Genomic DNA, 20351 nt, shown 5'->3' on the forward strand with positions numbered 1-20351 from the left:
ATTTTCACGAGCCGGTTCCGGCTGCCGTTGGGTGATGTGACTTCTTGTAGACGAACTCTTGCCGCTTGCGGCGGAATTCGTTCCGGTCGAGAAAGATGTCCTGCGCCATTCGCCGCAGCTCGGCGGCCTCGACGGAATTCAGGTCGATCGAGCGAGGTCGTTTCGCGGCCATGATCGCCGCCCACCGGGCCGGATGGGCGCATTCGTCGGCGAGTTCCGCCACCCATTCGCCGAATCGCCCGCTCGGCGCCACCGCGTCGATCATGCCGAGGTCGACGGCGCCTGCCGCGTCGAGGGGCTGACACTCGTTCAGCAGCCGATGAGCGGATGCGCTGCCGACCCGCCGCGGCAGGGTGTAGGTGTGGAACTCCGAGCCCGACAGTCCGATCGTCCGGTAGTGCGGGTTGAACACCACTGCTTCGGTGGCGACAACCAGATCAGCGCTCGAGGCGAGCATGACACCGCCCGCGCCGGCATTGCCGGACACCGCGGCCACCGTGACCTGGGTCGAACAAGTCAGGACCGCCCGGCAGACGTTGTTGATGGCCAGCAGGTTGCGCCATGTCTCGCCCTCGGGATCGCCGGACCATTCCACCGCGTTCAGATCGATGCCGTTGCTGAAGTACGGGCCGGTGTTCGCGAGCACGAGCACCTTCGTGTCCCGCGCCGCCGCGTGGGTGAACGCCGCGAGCAACCGGTCGCATCGGGCGGTGTCCATAGCACCGTTGTAGAAGTCGAAGTCGAGGTATCCGATGTCGCCCTCGCGCCGGTACCGGATCTCCCGGCGAGGGCCGGTCGGCGCGCACGGTATCGCCTGCACCGGGAATCCGGTCGCGGCCAGGACCCGAACCGCTGGTCCTTTACACGACGGCCGGTCACCGGTGCGGGGCTGCAGGCGGCCGATCCAAAGGCCCGCGTCGCCGCAGGCGACTTCGATGGCGTGGTCACTGCGGCCGATCACAGTGCCCGGTGGCGCTTGGGGATCGACCTGCCCCAGGAAGGCGTCGTAGACGAGCACCGGTGCGCCGCCGATGATCGCCCCCGCCCCAGGTGAGCCGTCACCAGCGTGCACGACGCTCAGTATCTCGACGGCGGCGTCGCTCCAGCGGATCGCGCGGTCGTTTCGACGCATCGCGGGCCGGGGCCGGGCCCGGGCCACGGGACGCGGTGCCTCGGCCTGCGGAATGGGGGAGCGGGGTGGCCCTGCGGCCTTGTCGAGCGCTTCGAGCAGGCACTCGATCGCGGCGTCCGCGACCACGGTGTTGTAGACGGCGGACTTGCGTTCGGCCGGTAACGGGAACACCCGCGTCGACCAGATCGGCCCGGCGTCCATTTCCTCGACCGCGGTGAGTGCCGTGACGCCCCACAAGGGTTGGCGTTCGCTGATCGCCCAGTCCAGGGAATGGGGGCCGCGGTCGCCCACCGGTCCGGGATGAACGATGATGCACGTCCATTTCGAATGGACGTCGGCGGGTATTTTCGTCGTCAGATAGGGGCAGACGACGATATCGAAGCCGTTCGATTCGACCGCCGCGCGGATATCTGTTGCGCAATGCACGATTTCGGTCCGGATGGGGCGGCCGGACCGGCGAATCGCGAGTGCGGCCCGTTGGGTCAGCCCATTGTTCGCACTGGCGAGAATCAGTACTCGCTGTGTCATCGCGGGGTCTTCCGGGCCCGCGTCGCCGGGTGGATCACCTGCTGGACATCGAGAGCAGCTGTTGCGGGTCCTCGGCGTAGACGGTGGCGATGACGTTCGCTCGTGCGGCGAGATCCCGGGCGAGATCCCGGATCTCGTCCGATGCGTCCGGGTCGGTGTCGATCCGGGCCAGTAGATCTCGGGTGTGGATCGCCGTTGTCTGCGCGCAGCGCCGCAGGCGCGCTTTCGCGACGGTGTCGAGCGCGACGGGACTGAGGTAGCGCTGAATGTGCTCACCACGGTCGGTGATCTGGTTGACGACCGGTTCGGTCGCCGCGTCGGTGAGCCATCGTTCCGCGTCGGCCGTGATCTCGAAGACGAGATCGTGGTCTCGGATGTCGGTGGGATTCGCGGATGTGGTCAGCAGGGCCATGCTCGCTCGCCCGATCGCCAGGAACCCGCTCATCGCGTGCGCGAGCAGGACATGCGGGTTTGCTGTGGGCAACTGATGTAGACGTTGCCCGACGACGGTGACCCAGCAGGCGAGGTGTTCGGCTCCGGTGTCGATCGACGTCGCAGTCGGCATAGCGCGACAATACGCCGTTACCCGGGTGAGACATACGAAGAAACGCTGAAAGTTCGCCAGATGTCGTTGATCGCATGAAGGAAAGGGTTCGGGCGACCGCTGAGTCCGCTTGTCGCACGGCGGAACCAGCGTCTCGCTCGCCCCCGCGTTCGTGTCTCCGCCCGACGACGGCCCAGCGCGTTCCGGGGTGTGGCAGGAAGTGCCGGAGCGGTCGCGGGCTATCGCGGCGAGGTGATGGCAGTGCTCCGCCGATGGGTTAACTGCGATTGTGCCGGTCGCCGTCTGCCGAAAGAGTCGGCCGCTGTTCACGAATCGACATGTGCACGTGCATCCGGAAACGGGTTCGTCTGCCGTTCGCGGCACTTCGACGTATGACCTGAGGCCGGTGGCGGGCTGTGCCGGGGTCGGATGCGGCGAGAAACCGCGACAGTGGTGGATCGTCGGCCGCCCTGCGGCAAATTTCTGGTTCTCCCGGGGCAACCGGATCGACAGCTGTGGTGTCGTCGCAGATCTGGTCGTCATGCAAGTGCCGGACCGGCGGCCGTGTGCGGTGGCGGGCGTGACCCTCGACCGACATGCGCGCTCGTGATGGCACTCGGAAGCCAGCTGCTAGCTGAATGGAGGCTTCCGCGGCCGGGTGGTGCAGAGTGGATCGGCAGGCGAACGTTTCGGCCGAGTTTCAACGCATTTCCCGCTATCCGAGACTCATCCTATGTTTTTAAAGAGGATAGTAGTACTCTAAACCATCTACCTGCAGTTTCACTATGTGAGATTCGGGCGTCCTCCGGGCGATGCTCGAATCTATCCAGCGAGGAGTGTCGCGTGCTGGAAATCGACCACTTCAGCCACGGATGGCTCACACCCATCGTCGCCTATGTCATGTCGTTCACCGGTTCATTGCTGGGATTGCGATGCATGGCCAGGTCCCGCAGCGGTTCCGCCCGGGACGGCTGGTTGCTCGCCGCGGCGGTCGCGATCGGCGGCACCGGGATCTGGGTCATGCACTTCATCGCGATGCTGGGTTTCGCCATCGACGGCGCATCGATCCGGTACGACGTCCCGATCACCCTGATCAGCGCGCTGATCGCGATCGGGGTGGTCTGGATCGGACTGCGCATCGCCCATCAGCGGACGCTGGGGCCGCTGGCGCTGTTCTCCGGCGGCGCGGTCACCGGTCTCGGCGTCGGTGCGATGCACTACGCGGGCATGTACGCGATGAAGTCCGACGCGATGATCGGCTACGACGGACGGATCGTCGCGTTGTCCATGGTGATCGCCGTTGTCGCGGCGACCGCCGCGTTGTGGTTCACGTTGCACGTCCGAGGCACGGCCGCGACCGTCGGCGCCGCGCTGGTGATGGGTGTCGCGGTGTCGGGCATGCACTATACGGGCATGTTCGCGATGCATGTCCACGAAACCCAGCACATGCATCCACCGTCCGGGGCCGGCGCGACGCAGTTGCTCACCCCGCTGATCGTGAGCATCAGTCTGGTTACCGTGCTGCTATTGCTCCATCTCGGCGTCACCGAGGTCGACGACGAGAACACTTATGTCCCGCAGGGCAGGCATGCCTCCAGCTACTGGCCGACTCGCGATTGAACGAACCCCGGTCTCCTGTCGGGTGACGCGGTGGCTGCCGCCGGGAGCGGACCTGCCGCGTACGGGTGCGGCGAGGTTTTCGCTGCCGGATGCGGGGTAAGCGCGCCGAGAGCCGGTTGCCGAGATGACCGGCCGCTCCCAGCCGAAGCAGGAGGTGGCGATGCGCATCGGGTACAAACTGGCGGCCGAGGCTTTCGGCCCGAACGAGCTTGTCCGCCAAGCTGTCAGGGCGGAGGAGGCCGGGTTCGACTTCGTGGAGATCAGCGACCACTTCCACCCCTGGCTGGACAACCAGGGGCATTCGCCGTTCGCCTGGAGCGTGCTCGGAGCGATCGCGGCGAAGACCGAGCGGATCGAGCTCGCGACCGGCGTGACCTGCCCCATCCTGCGATACCACCCCGCGATCATCGCGCAGGCCGCGGCCACTTTGGCGATCATGTCCGGCGACCGTTTCACCCTCGGCGTCGGTTCGGGCGAACGTCTCAACGAACATGTCGTCGGCCGTGAGTTCCCACCCGTGCGTATCCGGCAGCGGATGCTTCGCGAGGCCCTCGAGATCATCCGTTCGCTCTGGAGCGGCGGCTACCGGTCCTATGACGGGGAGTTCCTGACCGTCTCCGATGCTCGCGTCTTCGACCTGCCCGAGACGCTCCCGCCGATCGCGGTCGCCGGTGGCGGGCCGGAGGCGGCCCGGATCGCGGCCGAACTCGGTGACGGCCTGTTCGCCACCGAACCGAAGCCCGAACTCGTCGACAGCTATCGCGCGGCGGGCGGCACGGGGCCCCGATACGCGGAGGTCGGCATGGCGTGGGCTCCCGACGAGGAGACGGCCGCGAAGGCGGTGCTCGATACGACGCGCTGGGCGGTGACGGGATGGAAGGTGATGAGCGAGTTGCCGAACCCGGTCAATTTCGCCGCCGCGACGACCACCGTCCGCTTGGAGGACATTCTCGACAACTTCGCCTGCGGTCCCGACCCGGCCCGCTACCTCGAGGCCGCCAAACAGTACACCGACGCGGGCTTCGACCACCTCGTGATGCAGAACGCGGGACCCGACCCGGACGGCTTCCTCGACTTCTACCGCCGTGAACTCGACAAGCCGCTGCGGGCTCTGACGCCGAGCGCCTGAGCCCGAGCGATCCGGCCGCGTCGATCGCGGCGCCGACGCTTCGGCCGGGGATGCGGTCCGGCCTACCCGGAGGTCGCTCGCGCGGCGCTCCTTCGGGGCCGGGCCTGCTCATCGGGCCTTCGGTGCGGGCGGGTGAGGGGCCGGGTCGATCAGGACGCCGGGATTGAGTATTCCGGCGGGATCGAGCGCCGATTTCGCCGCCCGCAGTGCCGCGGCGAAAGGTTCAGGCCGCTGGCGGTCGTACCAGGGGCGGTGGTCGCGGCCGACGGCATGGTGGTGGGTGATGGTCGCGCCGCCGACGTGCAGTGCCTCCGAGACGGCGGTCTTGATCTCGTCCCACTGCTCGACGGTCCGTCCCCAGCGGCCTGCGGCGTAGATGCCGAAGTAGGGCGCGGGCCCGTCCGGGTAGACATGGGTGAACCGGCAGGTCAGCACGCCGGTCACCCCGGCGGATCGGAACGCGGCCGCGGTCGCTTGCTGCACTGCCGCGCGCAGGGCCTCGAATCGATCCCAGGTGCACGCGGTTTCGAAGGTCTCCACGATCATGGACTGGGCCGCGAGCGCGTCGCGCTGATAGGGCATGCGAAGGAACGACGAGCGCCACGTGTCGGCCGCGCCCGCGCGCGCCGGGTCTCGCTCCGAGTCGGTGGTGCGGATCCCGTCCGGAACGGCGCCGCCGTGCTCGCGGCAGATCTGCGCCGCCCGGCGCATCGGTTCGTCCACGGGGTGGTCCGCGGACTCGAATCCGAGGACCAGCACTCCACCGGCCGCCTCGACGCCCGCGTTGATGAACGCCTCCACCGGATCGAGCAGTCGGCAGTTCGCCGGATACAGCGCGGACTGGGCGATGGCACGCGTCGCGGCCACGGCCGCGCCGTAGTCGTCGAACACCACCGAGGCTCCGGATCGCCGGTGCGGACGATCCTGCACGCGCATCCACGCCTCGGTGACGACCCCGAGGATGCCCTCCGATCCGAGGAACATCCGGTCCGGCGAGGGTCCCGCGCCCGACGCGGGAAGCCTGCGCGATGCACTGATCCCGGCCGGGGTCACCACCCGCATCGATTCGACCATGTCGTCGATGTGGGTATAGACGGTCGCGTAGTGGCCGCCCGCGCGGGTGGCCAGCCAGCCGCCGAGCGTGGAGAACTCGAACGACTGCGGGAAGTGCCGAAGCGTCAGGCCCTCCGGCCGTAATCCCGCCTCCAGCGCCGGACCCAGAATGCCCGCTTGGATCCGCGCCGCCCGGCTGGTGCGGTCGAGTTCGATGATCCGGTCCATGCGGCCGGTGTCGAGGGCCACGGCCCCGGCGTAGGCGTCGGCGCATCGGGGTTCGACACCGCCCACCACCGACGTCCCGCCCCCGAACGGCACCACGGCGACACCCGCGCTCGCGCACCAGTCCAGGATGTCGACCACGTCCTGCTCGGCGCGTGGCCGCAACACTTGATCGGGTACGTGATCGACTCGGCCGAGCAGATTGCGCACCACGTCGCGAAACGCCTGCCCGTTGCCGTGCGCGACGCGATCGCCGAGGTCTTCCGAGGCCAGGGCGGCCAGGGAATCCGGCACCCGGACGCGGGGCGCGGGCACATCCAGCGACGTCGGGTCCGGCGCGTCGTGCACTGTGAGATCGGCCGTCGGGAGCAGGGCCGCCACGCGCTTGGTCAGCGCCTCTCGTTCGCGGCCGGTCACCGCGTCTTCCCGGTTGCCCCATCCCCACCATGACCTCGTGGCCATCTCGGCTCCATTTCGCAGAACGCGCGGCCTCGGCTACGGGGCGAGCGCGTTGTTCCGGGTGACGATCAACGGGTCGGTGGGAGTGAAGGGCAGGTCGGGGAGGGCGTCGAGAGCGACGCCGAAGGTCGCGGCGAGCACCTTGCGGGAGTAGGCGCTCATCGAGGCACGGTAGCCGATGTCGGCGGGTGTGGGTTGGTCGAAGAAGATCAGCAGGTGGATCTCCGGTGCGTCCACGACCTCGATGTGATGCGGATAGGCCCGGGGGACGAAGTACACCTCGCCTTCGTGCACGGTGTAGGTGTCCAAGGCGCCGTCCGGGTCCATGATCGTCATCCGTGCCGAGCCGCGGTGGACGTAGCCCATCTCGGCGGTCACGGGGTGCCAGTGCGGTTCGCGCATACCGTCTTCCCGGACCCGTAACGAGTACATCGATATGTCGTGCAGTGCCGGCCAGAACTGCGCGCGGGCGGTGCGCGCGGAGCCGACCGGCGAGTCCACCTGCGCGGGCATCGCCTCGAGGGCGAAATGGTGCGGGTCGCCGAAGTGGGCGGTGGATGGGATGTCGGGGTCGCCGTCGCGTTTCACCACGAACTTCGCGCTGGTGTCGCGCCGGATCTCGGCGAAGTCCTCGGCGGGCAGGTCGTAGGTATTGCCGAGAACCGAATCGGTCATCGCGCCGAGGGCGGCGCTGAAGCCGAAGTCCTCCGGTCGTTCGTGGCGGAAGGCCAGGATGAATTCCGCCTCGCTGTCGCCGACGTTCTCCACGTGGTGCAGCGCGCCGGAATCGATGTGGAACATCTCGCCCGCGCGCACCAGGAACGAGGAGACTCGGCTGCCGTCGTCCAGGACCGAGACCAGTGCCCGCCCCGCTGTGCAATAGGTGAGTTCGGTGGCGTTGGCGTGCCAGTGCGGTTCGCGGATGGCGCCCGGTGCGAGCGTCAGGCGTTTGATCGACAGCCCGCTGAGGATCGGGAAACTGTCGGCGGTGAGTCGGGTGAGTGAGCCGAGTTCGCTGCGGTAGATCTCTTCGCCCTTGCGTAGAGAGGCGACATGAAGGGATGGACTTCGCACGGTTCCTCCTCGCTCGCGGTCAAAGGATCGTTCCGGTTCGATCATGCCGGTCTCGGCGCGTGAACTCCCCAGGAAACCCGGAGTCGTAAGGCGGAAAACCTCGGTCATCCGAGGTGATTTACATCACATTTATTACGTGCAGAAATGAATGTACTTCACATCACACCATGTCGTAGCCCGAAGTGTGCCGGGGTACCCCTGTTACCTTTCCCAACCTGGGCGCGCCGACCCGCGCGGAGTTCGCTAAGGTCCGATCCGCACGCTCGGGTCATGGTTCACGCATTTGAGGCACTGCTTCTGGCTCCATAGCCAGAGCGGACAGTGATCGACCAGAGAGTGAACTCGCCACCGTATGACCACGACACGCCGTTCCGCACGTCGCGCCCAACATTCACGAGCACGCAATCTCCTGTTCCCGCAACTGCTTACCGCCGCGGTGGATACGGCGTTCGATTCCGTGGCTGTCCGGTACAATCCCACGGGCGATCCGGCGGATCAGCGTGAGCTCAGCTACCGGGAGCTGGACGAGGCGTCCTCGCGATGGGCCCGCTACCTGATCGGGTTCGGCGTGGGGCCGGGAGACTTCGTCGCGGTGGCCATCACCCGCTCGGTCGAGTCGGTGCTGGCCGTCTGGGCGGTCGCGAAGACCGGCGCCGCCTACGTGCCCATCGACCCGTCGTATCCGGCGGAGCGAATCGCGCACATGCTCGCGGATTCCGGCGCGGCCGTCGGCCTCACCACCTCGGCACACCGGGCCGCACTCGCCGCGCCCGGGATGGAGTGGATCGAACTCGACTCCTTGGTCCACCGGCGGCGAGCCGCCGCTGAGCCCGGTCATTCGGTCTGCTATCTGGATCGGCCGCGTGCGCTGACCGAACAGCACCTCGCCTACGTGATCTACACCTCCGGCTCGACGGGCAAGCCGAAAGGCGTCGCGGTCACCCACGCCGGCCTCGCGAGCCTGGCCGAGCACGAGATCGCCGCGCGGGCGGTGACCAGCCGCTCGCGTGTCTCGCACCTGTGCACACCGAGCTTCGACTTCTCGGTGATCGAGATGCTGCTCGCCTTCTCGGCGGGCGCGACTCTGGTCGTGGCGCCGCCCACGGTGTTCGGCGGGGTCGAGCTGGCCGATCTGCTGCGGCGCGAGCGCGTCACGCATCTGTGCATCACCCCGGGAGCGCTCGAATCCATCGAGCCGGCCGGACTCGACGATCTGCAGGCCATCCTGTGCGGTGGCGAGCGGGTGAGCCCCGAACTGGCCGCCCGGTGGGCGACTGGCGACCGGTCGTTCTACATCGTCTACGGCCCCACCGAGGCCACCATCTTCGCCACCGGCACCGAGGCTCTGCGCGCGGGCGGCGCGACCCATATCGGTACTCCGGTACCGGCGCTGGGCGTCCATGTTCTCGACGCGCGGTTGCGGATGGTGCCCACGGGCGTGATCGGGGAGCTGTATCTGTCCGGTCCCGCGCTGGCAGAGGGCTATCTCGGCCGACCAGCGCCGACCGCCGACCGGTTTGTCGCCAATCCGTTCGCCGCGGTACCCGGCGCGCGCATGTATCGCACCGGTGATCTGGTACGGCGCACCTCGGCAGGACTTCTGGAACATCACGGCCGGGTGGACTTCCAGGTCAAGATCCGGGGGCTGCGGATCGAGCTCGGTGAGATCGACAACGCGCTGACCGCCCACCCCGACGTCGACTACGCCGCGACCCTGGGCGCCACGCTGCCCTCCGGTGGCGCGGCGCTGGTGTCCTACGTGCTGCCACGGGTGGACTCCACTGCGTGCGGCAGCGGCCGGGTGGCGCTGGACACCGACGAACTCATCGAACTGCTCGCGAAAACCCTTCCCTCCTATATGGTTCCGGCCGCGATCACGGTACTCGACGAACTACCGCTGACGCCGGTCGGCAAGCTGGATCGCGCCGCGCTGCCGGAGCCCGTGCTCACCGCCAGGCAGTTCCGGGCGCCCGGCACGCCGACCGAGCGGGCGGTGGCCGAAGTCTTCGCCGCGCTGCTCCTGCCGCCGGGCGCCGCCGAGCCCGGTCGCGTCGGCGCGAACGACGACTTCTTCGAGCTCGGTGGCAATTCGCTGATCGCGACGCAGGCGGCCGCGCGGCTGGGCGCCGCACTGGGCGTCCGCGTTCCGGTCGCGCTGCTGTTCGAGGCGTCGGTGGTGGCGAAACTCGCCGGACGCCTGGACGAACTGGGCCCGGGGGCGCATTCCGTGCCGCGACCGATGGCTCGACCGGAGCGGGTGCCGCTGTCGTTCGCGCAGCGGCGGATGTGGTTCCTCAACCGGTTCGACCCGGCCGGAGCGAGCAACAACATCCCGCTGGCGGTGCGGTTGAGCGGGCAGCTGGACGTGGACGCGCTGCGGGCCGCGATCCGGGACCTGGTGCAGCGGCACGAGGTGCTGCGGACCAGCTACCCCGAGCACGAGGGGATGGGCAGCCAACGGGTGCACCCGATGACGGATCCGGTCGCGGTACCCGAACTGCCGGTGCTCGACGTCGCCGAAGCCGAGATCCCCGAGCGTACGGTCGCCGCGGTGATCGAGGGCTTCGATGTCACGGCGGCGCCGCCGATCCGGTTGCGCCTGCTGCGCTCCAACGAGACCGAGCACGTACTGGTCTGCGTGGTCCACCACATCGCCGCGGACGGCTCCTCCATGGGCCCACTGACCGCCGACCTGATGACCGCGTACTCGGCCAGGGCCGCGGGCCGCGCTCCCGCCTGGACGCCGCTGCCCGTGCAATACGCGGATTACACGCTGTGGCAACGCGAAATGCTCGGTGCGGAAAGCGATCCGGACGCCCTGTTCGCCCGTCAGCTCGGGTTCTGGCGGGAGCGGCTCGCCGAGCTGCCGCCACGGCTGGACCTGCCCGCCGACCGGCCGCGCCCCGCGGTGTTCTCGGGCCGGGGCGCCACGCACGAATTCAAGATCGACGCGACGGTGCACGCGGCGCTGAACCGGCTGGCACACCGAAACGACGCGACGTTGTTCATGGTCGTGCACGCCGCGTACGCCGTCCTGCTCGCCCGGCTGTCGAACACCCGCGACATCACCGTCGGCACGCCGGTGGCCGGCCGCGGCGAGGCCGCGGTGGACGGCCTGATCGGCATGTTCGTCAACACCCTCGCGCTGCGTACCGAGGTCGATCCGGGCCACACCTTCGCCGAGCTGCTCGAGCGGGTGCGTACCCGCGACCTCGAGGCGTTCGGGCAGGCCGATGTGCCGTTCGAACGTCTGGTGGAGGTGCTGGACCCGGTGCGGTCGAGCGCCCATCACCCGCTGTTCCAGACGATGCTGACCTTCCAGAACTTCGCGCAGGCGACGCTGGAACTGCCCGCGCTCTTGGTCTACGCGCTGGACTTCACGCTGCCGCTGACGAAATTCGATCTCGAACTGACCGTGGTGCCGCACGAGGACGAGCGGACGCCGCTGGGGATCTCGGCGGCGTTCACCTATTCCACCGAGCTGTTCGACGAGGCGACGGTGGCGGGGTTCGCCCGGCGGCTGTGCGGGATCCTCGCGGCCGTCGCCGATTCGGCGGACCAGGTGGTCGGGGAGATCGAACTGCTCGATGCCGCGGAGCGCACCGCGATCCTGGGCAAGTGGAACGAGACCCGCCACCAGGTCCCCTCGGGTCTGGTGCTCGACGGGTACCGGCGTGCGGTGCGGCGGCATCCGGACGATGTGGCGGTCGTCCACCTGGACCGGCAACTGACCTATCGCGAGTTCGACGAGCGGGTCAACCGGCTCGCCCGGGTGCTCATCGACCACGGTGTCGGCGCGGAAACGCTGGTGGGACTGGCGGTTCGGCGTTCGCTGGATCTCGTTGTCGGCATGTACGCGATTCTCACCGCCGGTGGCGCGTACGTTCCGCTGGACCCCGATCATCCCGCCGAGCGGATAGCGCACGTGCTCGACGCCGCCCGCCCCGTCTGTGTGCTCACCACATCCGCCGACGCGGTGCCGATGCCCGGCCACGTCGCCATCCTGCGGCTGGACGCTCTCGGAGCCGATCAGCGCTCGGGCGCTCCGCTGCGTTCCGAGGAGCTGACGCGCACGGTGCTGCCGGAGCATCCGGCGTACGTGATCTTCACGTCGGGCTCGACCGGACGCCCGAAAGGTGTGGCGGTCTCGCACAGGGCGATCGGCAACCAGATCGAGTGGATGCTCGCCCAGTACCCCATGGGACCGGGGGAGGCGTACCTGCAGAAGACCGCTGCCACCTTCGACGTCTCGTTGTGGGGCTACCTGATGCCGCTGCGGTCGGGCGCGAAGCTCGTCGTCGCCGAACACGACGGGCACCGCGACCCGGCCTATCTCGCCGCGACCATCGCCGAGCACGGCGTCACCGTCACCGATTTCGTGCCGTCGATGGCGACGGAGTTCGCCGCGCACGCGGCGGCGGAAAGCCTTGTGACACTGCGGCATCTGTTCCTCATCGGCGAAGCTCTGCCGCCGGAGACCGTGCGCGCGATCCGGTCGGTCACCGGTGCGCAGGTGCACAACCTGTACGGCCCCACCGAGGCCGCGGTGTCGGTGACGTACCAGCCCGCCGGGACGGGCGACGCGACGACGGTGCCGATCGGCAGGCCACAGTGGAATACCCAGGTCTACGTGCTCGATTCGCGCCTGCGGCCGGTGCCGCCCGGGGTTCCCGGCGAGCTGTACCTCGCCGGGGACCAGCTCGCCCGCGGATATGTGCGCCAGGCGGCACAGACCTCGGGCCGTTTCGTCGCGAACCCGTTCGGCCGCGGCACCAGGATGTACCGAACGGGCGACCTGGCCCTCTGGCGCGCCCCCGCCCCTGGCGAGCCCCAGCGACTGGAATACCTCGGGCGCACCGATTTCCAGGTGAAGTTCCGCGGACAGCGGATCGAGCTCGGTGAGATCGAGACCGCGCTGCTCGCACAACCGTCGGTGAGCCAAGCGGTCGCGGCGGTGATGCCTTCGGCGTCGGGGGAGCGGCTGGCGGCGTATGTGGTCGCGTGCCCCGGGCAGATCGTCGACCGCGACGAACTCGCGACCGCGATCTCGGCGGTCCTGCCCGCGTACATGATGCCCTCCGCGCTGGTGGAACTCTCCGCTCTGCCGCTGAACGCGAGCGGCAAACTCGATCGCAAGGCGCTGCCCGCACCGGCGGTCGAGGTCAGGGCGTTCCGGGCCGCTCGCAACCCGGTGGAACGGGCGGTGGCGCAGGTGCTGGCCGATCTGCTCGGCGTCGAGCGAGTGGGTATCGATGACGACTTCTTCGCGCTCGGCGGCAATTCGCTGCTCGCGACCCGCGCCGTCGCGCGGATCAACGAGGCGTTGCGATCGCAGGTCACCGTGCGCGACCTGTTCGAGGCACCCCTGGTCGCGGCGCTTGCCGCGCGGGTGGAGGCCGGTGGCGCGGGCCCTGCTCGTCCGCCTTTGGCGCGGTCGCGACGGCCGGATCGGGTCCCGCTTTCGCTCGCCCAGCAGCGGATGTGGCTGCTCAATCGCATCGACCCGGACTCTCCCGCCTACCACCTGCCCTTCGCCGTCCGGTTGACCGGCGTCCTCGACCCGACCGCACTGAGCCACGCGGTCGCCGACGTGATCGAACGGCACGAAGTGCTGCGCACCCGCTACCCGGTCGACGCCGACGGGCAGCCGTATCAGGAGATCCTTCCGTCGCGCGCGGTCCTTCCCGGCGGCCTCGCGGTCGAGCACGGCGTCACCGATGTCGCGGACACGGTGAACGAGCTGATGTCCGCGGGCTTCGACGTGACCGCGGCCGCGCCCGTTCGGCTCCGGCTGTTCAGCGCGGGCCGCGATCATCTGCTCGTCATCGTGACCCACCACATCGCGGCGGACGGATCGTCGCTCGCGCCGCTGGCCCGTGACCTGGTGACCGCCTACTCGTCCCGTCTCGCGGGCGCCGCGCCGGACTGGCCACCCCTGCCGGTACAGTACGCCGATTTCGCGATCTGGCAGCGCGCCGCCGTGGGATCCGAGGACGACGGTCGATCCATTGCGGCACAACAACTGTCGTATTGGCGCGACCAGCTGGCCGGCTTCGCGGGGCCGCTGGAGCTGCCGACCGATCACCCGCGCCCCTCGACCGCATCGACGCGCGGCGCGTCGATCGGCCGCACCATCCCGGCGCGGATCCACGAGCGGCTGACCCGGATCGCGCGCGACCACGACGCGACGCTGTTCATGGTGGTGCACGCGGCGCTCGCCACGCTGGTCGGACGCCTGTGCGGCGCCACGGACGTCGTGATCGGTACCCCGGTCGCCGGTCGAGGCGACCGCGCACTCGACGACCTGGTCGGGATGTTCGTCAACACCTTGGCGCTGCGTGTCGAGGTCGATCCCACCGCGACCTTCCACGATCTCGTCGACCGGACCCGGGACACGGCTCTCTCGGCATTCGCCAACGGCGACGTGCCGTTCGAGCGTGTGATCGAGGAAGCCGCCCCCGCGCGCACCGGAGCACACAACTCGCTGTTCCCGGTGATGCTGTCGTTCCAGAACATCGAGCGGGCCACCCTGGAGCTGCCGGACCTGACGATCACCGCCGTCGGCAACGGCGAGGTCACCGCGAAATTCGATCTGCACGTCGTCGTCGAGCCACGGCTCGGCGACGACGGCCGGTCGGAGCTGGCCGTGACCTTCACCTACGCCACCGAACTCTTCGACGAGCCGACCGTCCGCGCCTTCGCCCGCCGGTTCGAGCGCATCGTGTCCACGGTCGCGGAAGATCCCTCGGCGCGGGTGTGGGACATCGACATTCTCGACGAGGACGAAGGTTTTCCGGCGATAGCGCGATCGTCCGAGGCTGCGAATGCCCCGGCAGCGACGCTGCCCGAGCTGATCGGTGCGCAGGTCAGGCGCAGGCCCGAGGCGGCGGCCGTCCGATTCGGTGCCGCCACGCTCGGCTTCGGGGCGCTGCAGCGGCGCGCGAATCGCATCGCCCGCGCGCTGATCGCGGCCGGAGCGGGCCCCGAAACCGTTGTGGCCGTCGCGGTGCCGCGCACCGAAGACCTGCCGGTCGCGCTGCTCGGGGTGCTCACGGCAGGCGCCGCCTACCTGCCCATCGACCTCACCTATCCGGCGCAGCGGCTGGCCTTCGTCCTCGCCGACGCGGCGCCGGTGTGCGTGCTGACCACCGCCGCCGAGCGCCCGGCGCTCCCGGACGCCGAACTGCGCACCGTCTTGCTGGAGCAGACGGCGGAGTTCGCCGACGATCCGATCACCGACGCCGACCGAATGGCGCCGCTGCTCGCGGACAACCTGGCCTACGTCATCTACACCTCGGGCTCGACGGGCGTGCCGAAGGGTGTCGGCGTGACGCACCGCAACGCGGTGCGGCTGTTCACCGAGGCGCAGCCGCTGTTCGCCTTCGGCGAGCGTGACGTCTGGACGCTGTTCCACTCCTTCGCCTTCGACTTCTCGGTATGGGAGCTGTGGTGCGCGCTCGTGACCGGCGGCACCGTCGTCGTGGTCGACTACGCGACATCGCGCTCACCGGAGCTGTTCCGCGAACTGCTCATTCGCGAGCGGGTGACGGTGTTGAACCAGACGCCGTCGGCCTTCCGCCAACTCGTCGAAGCCGACCGCGACGCCTCGCCCGCCTCCGGGGAATTCTCCCTGCGGTACGTGATATTCGGCGGTGAGGCGCTGGATCTGCGGCACCTGCGACGCTGGTCCGAGCGCCATCCGGGGGACACGCCGCGACTGGTCAACATGTACGGCATCACCGAAACCACCGTGCACGTCTCCTTCCTCGAGGTCGGTGCGCACCTGATGGACACTCCGGCCAGCCTGATCGGCCGGGCACTGCCCGGGCTGGACACCTACGTGCTGGACCTCCGCCTGCGCCCGGCGCCGTTCGGTACTCCCGGTGAGATCTATGTCGCGGGCGCTCAGCTGTCCCGCGGTTACTCGGGGCGGCCCGGGCTCACCGCGACGCGGTTCGTCGCGAATCCGTTCGGCCCGCCGGGATCCCGGATGTACCGCTCGGGCGACCTCGCGCGCTGGGGCCGGTTCGGCGACGACGCCGGGCTCGCCTACACCGGTCGCGGCGACCAGCAGGTGCAGTTGCGCGGCTTCCGGATCGAGCTGGGCGAGATCGAAGCGGCGCTGCTGCGCTGTCCCGGCGTGTGCCAGGCCGTCGCGCTGGTCCGGACCGATCCCGCCCTCGGTGATCAGCTCGTGGGCTACGTGCTACCCGAGCCGGGCGCGCGGCCGGACCCGGCCGAATTGCGCGGTCGGGTGGCCGAATACCTGACCGGTTACATGGTGCCCGCCGCGATCGTCGTGCTCGATGCCATCCCGCTGACCCCGAACGGCAAGCTCGACCGGCGGGCCCTTCCCGCGCCCGAATTCCGTACACGTGAATTCCGCGCTGCCGCCACCCCTGTCGAGGCGACCGTTGCCGCCGCCTTCGCCGCCGTGCTCGGCGCCGAGCGCTTCGGCATGGACGACAACTTCTTCGAACACGGTGGAAACTCCCTGCTCGCCGCGAAGCTGACGCTTCGGCTGTCGACCGCGCTCGGCACTCGGATTCCGGTGATGCGGGTGTTCACCGCACCCACGCCCGCGCAGCTGGTCGCCGACCTGGCCCGCCGTGCGAGCGGCGCGGTGGAGACCGAAGCGGCCTTCGACATGCTGTTGCCGCTGCGCCCCGGGGGTTCGGCCGCGCCGCTGTTCTGCGTGCATCCGGTCTCGGGAATCTCCTGGTCGTATGCCGGCCTCGCCGCCTACCTCGACCCCGAGCGACCCCTGTACGGTCTGCAGACGCCCGTGCTCGCGACCGACGAGATGATGCCGGCTTCGATCGAGGAATGGGCCCGCCGCTATATCCGGCTGATCCGCTCGCAACAACCGTCCGGTCCCTACCATCTGCTCGGCTGGTCCTTCGGTGGCGTCATCGCGCACGAGATGGCGGTGCAATTGCAGCGCGAGGGCGAGCAGGTCGCGTTGCTCGCGGTGATGGACAGCTACATGGCGGACCCACCGGGCACCCCGCCCGGCGACGCGGGCAAGGTGCCGGTGGCCGAGTTGATCGGCGGTTTGCTCGGTGAGCAGGCCGGCGACCTCGGCAATGTCGCGGATGTGGACTGGGCCGCGCTTCCCCAGAAGATGACCGAACTCCCCGAGCCGTTCGCGTCGTTCGGCTCCGACCGCGTCACCCGGATCCTCGACGCGGCGGTGCACTCGGTGGCGCTGCGCAGCGCCTATGACCCGCCCGTGTACCGCGGCGACGTCGTCTACTTCACCGCCGCGCTCGACGATCCGACCGGAACGGTCGGCGCGTCGATCTGGAGCGAGGTCGTCGACGGGCAGGTGCACAACCACGCCGTGGCGACGACGCATTGGCGAATGACCACGGCATCCGGTCTGGCCCGGATCGCCGAAGTGCTGACACGGGCGTGGCATGCGGGCGAACCGGAGGGGGAACGCCCGGTCCGCCGGTGAATCAGCGGCGCGGCCGGGCTTCGGCGGCGGCCTTCGGCCGGATCCACCGACGGTGTGACCGGCGCGGAAGCCGGAGTGCCCTGCTTTCGGTGACCTTCGGCCATCATCTCGCCCGGCGCTTCGCGCCATGCTGAGAAGACGAACCGGAATGAGCATGCCCATGACAGAACTACGGCCCCTCGATTCGGGCTTCATGGAACTAGAGGACTCCGACCGGCATATCAGTCTCGGAATCGGCGCGGTGGCGATCATCTCCGGCGCTCCACCGGCCAGGGGTGAGTTCGGCCGCATCCTCGCCAGGGGAGTGCGGCAGAACGCGCGCCTGCGCCAGAAGGTGCGGCGGGCGCCGCTGGACCTGGCCACGCCGGTGTGGGAGGACGACCCGAATTTCGACCTCGCACACCACATCCGATGGACCGCGCTGCCCACGCCGGGTGACGAGCGCGCGCTGTGTGAACTGGTGGCCACGGAGCTGGAGGAGCGGCTCGATCGCGACCATCCGCTGTGGCAGTGCGTCGTCGTCGAACACCTCGCGGGGGACCGCTGGGCGCTGCTGGTCAAAGCGCATCACAGCCTGGTGGACGGCGTGTCGGGTCTGTCGGTGTTCCGGAGTCTGTGCGACGCCGTACCGGGAGAGGCCGAGAACGCCGCGCCCGAGCCGCGAAGCCGTGCCGCGATGCGGTGGCTCGACGTGGTGCGAGGTGTGACGCGGTTGCCCGTCGTCGTGCCGCGCTCCGTCGCCGCCGTGACGCGCGGTCTGACACCGCTGGTGTCCGCCGTCGTGTCGCCCGCCGCGGAATGTTCGCTCAACGGACCCATCGGACGCCAGCGCCGGTACGTCGTGGCCCGGGCCGCCCTGTCGGACGTCCACGAGATCCGCGCGGCGTTCGACGTCACGGTCAACGATGTCGTCCTGGCCGCGGTCGCCGCCGCTTATCGCGACCTGCTGGTCGGCCGCGCCGAGCGGCCCGCTCCGGACAAACTGCGCGTTCTCGTCCCGGTGTCGATGCGATCCGAGCAGGCGAGATCCACGCTGGACAATCGTGTTTCGGCGATGCTGCCATTCCTGCCGATCGATGTCGCCGACCCGGTGGAGCGGCTGGACGTGATTCGGCGGCGGATGACCGGACACAAGGCGCGCGGCGAAGCGCAAGCGGAGAATTCGGTGCTCGCGCTGGCGGGGCGGCTCCCGTTCGCGCCCATCGCGTGGAGTCTGCGTCTGCTGGCGCGGTTTCCGCAGCGAACCGTCGCCGCGCTGGTGACGAACGTGCCCGGCCCACGCGAGCGGTTGACCGTGCGGGGGCACGCGGTAACCGAACTGCTGCCTGCCGTGCCCATCGCCATGCGGTTGCGCACCGGGATCGCGGTGCTCAGCTATGCGGGGCAACTGACGTTCGGGATCACCGGGGATTACGACACCGCGCCCGATATCGCGGTGCTCGCCGAGGGCATCGAGCGGGAGATCAAGCGGCTCCGCGAGCGTGCGGGGCTCCGGCGACCGTTCCGGCCGGAGGTGACCGGGCCGTGAGGAGTATCGGTCGGCGGGTGGCTCGGGCCGCCGCAGCGCCCGCCGGGAGAGGACCGATCGGGGACTTTCTGCCCTGTCCGGCAGTAGGACCCGGTGATGGTATGGGAGGCCGTGGTGTCGAGTGAAGACCGGAAAGCGAGGTCGTTGCCAGGTGGAAACACGCGCGATATGCCTGGGCACGGGATCATGATCGCCTCCGGCGGCCGCGTCGCGGACAACGGCATCCCCGGCCGCACGATGGTCGAGATCGACCGTGACGAGGCGCTGCGGCTGCTGGCCGGCGTGGCCTACGGGCGCGTGGTGTTCACCCGTGATGCGCTCCCCGCGATCCGCCCGGTCAACCATTACGTCGACGGTGGTGCGGTCATCGTGCGCACCCGGGTCACGTCGCGGCTCACCGACACCGTCCGTACCGATCCCTCCGTCGTCGTGGCCTATGAGGCCGACGACATCGACGCGGTGAGCCATGTGGGCTGGTCGGTCGTCGTCACCGGCCTGGCCAGGCCGGTCACCGACCCCGCCCGGGTCGCGCGCTACACGCGGCTGCTGCGACCGTGGGCCGAGGGGATGATGGATACGGTCATCGCGATCGAACCCACCATCGTCACCGGCTTCCGGCTCGTCGAGGAACAGCGTTAGGCCGCAGCGAGCGACGGTAGTTCGGATTTACCGAACCATCATCCCGAGAATTATTTGTGGGCATATCAGGCGAGGTCCTGCGCGGGTTCCGACCCCACGCGCGAGTTCGTCGCGGGAATAACACACTCCATGGCGGGTGTGCACGCTCGGCGCAGCGCGGTGGGTGTTTGTGCCTGCCGAACGCCGGTCGCGCACATGCGGACTCGCGCCGATCGGCGGAGCCGATTCGCGGTCTGACCGGCCGGATACCCCTCGGCGGCCTGCCGCGGGCCGGCACCCGCCTTCGACCCGTGCGAAACCTGAGCGCTGAAACGCCCGTGTTCGGCGGCATCTCTTCGGAGGAGACGCCGCCCCCGGCGTGAAATCAGAATCACCAGGTACCTGATTCCAGGCAGAACTATGTTCTGAGAATTTGCATTCCGAGATATATCTCGAGTCGAGTTGCATTGACGAGCATTCGGAAATGTGCCCGCCGGATCGGAATGTAGTAAAGGCGCGTGGGTGGTACCTGAATGGGTGATTGCCAATATATTGCTATTGGGATGCACATTCCCTTGTGGTGCAATCGATCGAGCTGGCGGACCGGCTGTCGGCACACGCTGTCCACCCGGTGGATGGCGACGGCCCTCCCGACTTGATTCCGGCCCCTGCCCGGGATGTACGATGCCCGATCGCGGGTGGTTCTCTCTGGATCCACCCGCTCGCACCAGGCACTTCCATGAGCGGTACGGGCGCGCGGCGGCTCCGACGCGCGGGCGGTGTCACGGCCGTATTGCTCGAAACGAGATTCGAAACGCCCGGCCTCCGTGCGGAGCTGGGAGCTTTGATACCACTAGACTGACCCGAGCTGCTGTCAGATAGCTTGTCCCGCCAGAGTGGCGATGCTTCACGGTAGATTCAAAAGTTCTGTTTTCAGATTTTGAGACGACTGAAATGCCGACAAACGGGAGGTGTGGAAGT

At 68.9% G+C, this 20351-nt stretch carries 9 protein-coding genes; 5 read left to right on the top strand and 4 right to left on the bottom strand.

Annotation, left to right across the window (positions count from 1 at the left end):
• Positions 1-4 precede the first annotated feature (4 nt).
• Together ON29_RS14835 and ON29_RS14840 are read right to left on the bottom strand one after the other, a co-directional pair.
• On the bottom strand, positions 5-1660 hold the full coding sequence (locus ON29_RS14835; RefSeq protein WP_040866826.1) for an enoyl-CoA hydratase-related protein: 1656 nt from the start codon (positions 1658-1660) through the stop codon (positions 5-7).
• A gap of 34 nt (positions 1661-1694) precedes the next feature.
• Positions 1695-2225, bottom strand: a complete 531-nt coding sequence (locus ON29_RS14840; protein WP_040866827.1) for a hypothetical protein — start codon at positions 2223-2225, stop codon at positions 1695-1697.
• Between the two features lie 822 nt (positions 2226-3047).
• On the opposite strand from ON29_RS14840, the gene ON29_RS14850 reads away from it, so the two are divergent.
• Together ON29_RS14850 and ON29_RS14855 are read left to right on the top strand one after the other, a co-directional pair.
• Positions 3048-3824 carry an MHYT domain-containing protein gene (locus tag ON29_RS14850; RefSeq protein WP_040866829.1) on the top strand — a complete coding sequence of 259 codons (777 nt, stop codon included), beginning with the start codon at positions 3048-3050 and terminating at the stop codon, positions 3822-3824.
• 160 nt (positions 3825-3984) lie between these two features.
• Positions 3985-4953 (top strand): TIGR03557 family F420-dependent LLM class oxidoreductase, encoded by a 969-nt coding sequence (locus ON29_RS14855; protein WP_040866915.1) that lies wholly within the window; start codon positions 3985-3987, stop codon positions 4951-4953.
• A gap of 108 nt (positions 4954-5061) precedes the next feature.
• Here ON29_RS14855 and ON29_RS14860 read toward each other — a convergent pair whose 3' ends face one another.
• Both ON29_RS14860 and ON29_RS14865 read right to left on the bottom strand, forming a co-directional pair.
• On the bottom strand, positions 5062-6693 hold the full coding sequence (locus tag ON29_RS14860) for an FAD-binding oxidoreductase (RefSeq protein ID WP_040866830.1): 1632 nt from the start codon (positions 6691-6693) through the stop codon (positions 5062-5064).
• A 33-nt stretch (positions 6694-6726) separates the two neighbouring features.
• Positions 6727-7809 (bottom strand): cupin domain-containing protein, encoded by a 1083-nt coding sequence (locus ON29_RS14865; protein ID WP_083863504.1) that lies wholly within the window; start codon positions 7807-7809, stop codon positions 6727-6729.
• A 307-nt stretch (positions 7810-8116) separates the two neighbouring features.
• Here ON29_RS14865 and ON29_RS14870 point away from each other — a divergent pair, with 307 nt between their 5' ends.
• The 3 genes from ON29_RS14870 (at position 8117) to ON29_RS14880 (ending at position 19391) form a co-directional block, all read left to right on the top strand.
• Positions 8117-17224, top strand: a complete 9108-nt coding sequence (locus ON29_RS14870) for a non-ribosomal peptide synthetase (protein ID WP_051175209.1) — start codon at positions 8117-8119, stop codon at positions 17222-17224.
• Positions 17225-17384: 160 nt separating this feature from the next.
• Positions 17385-18752, top strand: a complete 1368-nt coding sequence (locus ON29_RS14875; RefSeq protein ID WP_051175210.1) for a wax ester/triacylglycerol synthase family O-acyltransferase — start codon at positions 17385-17387, stop codon at positions 18750-18752.
• A 186-nt stretch (positions 18753-18938) separates the two neighbouring features.
• A complete protein-coding gene (locus tag ON29_RS14880; protein WP_157172786.1) occupies positions 18939-19391 on the top strand; it encodes a pyridoxamine 5'-phosphate oxidase family protein in 453 nt (150 codons plus the stop codon).
• The last annotated feature ends 960 nt before the right edge of the window (positions 19392-20351 follow it).

It is taken from the genome of Nocardia exalbida NBRC 100660, assembly GCF_000308575.1.
Taxonomy (GTDB): domain Bacteria; phylum Actinomycetota; class Actinomycetes; order Mycobacteriales; family Mycobacteriaceae; genus Nocardia; species Nocardia exalbida.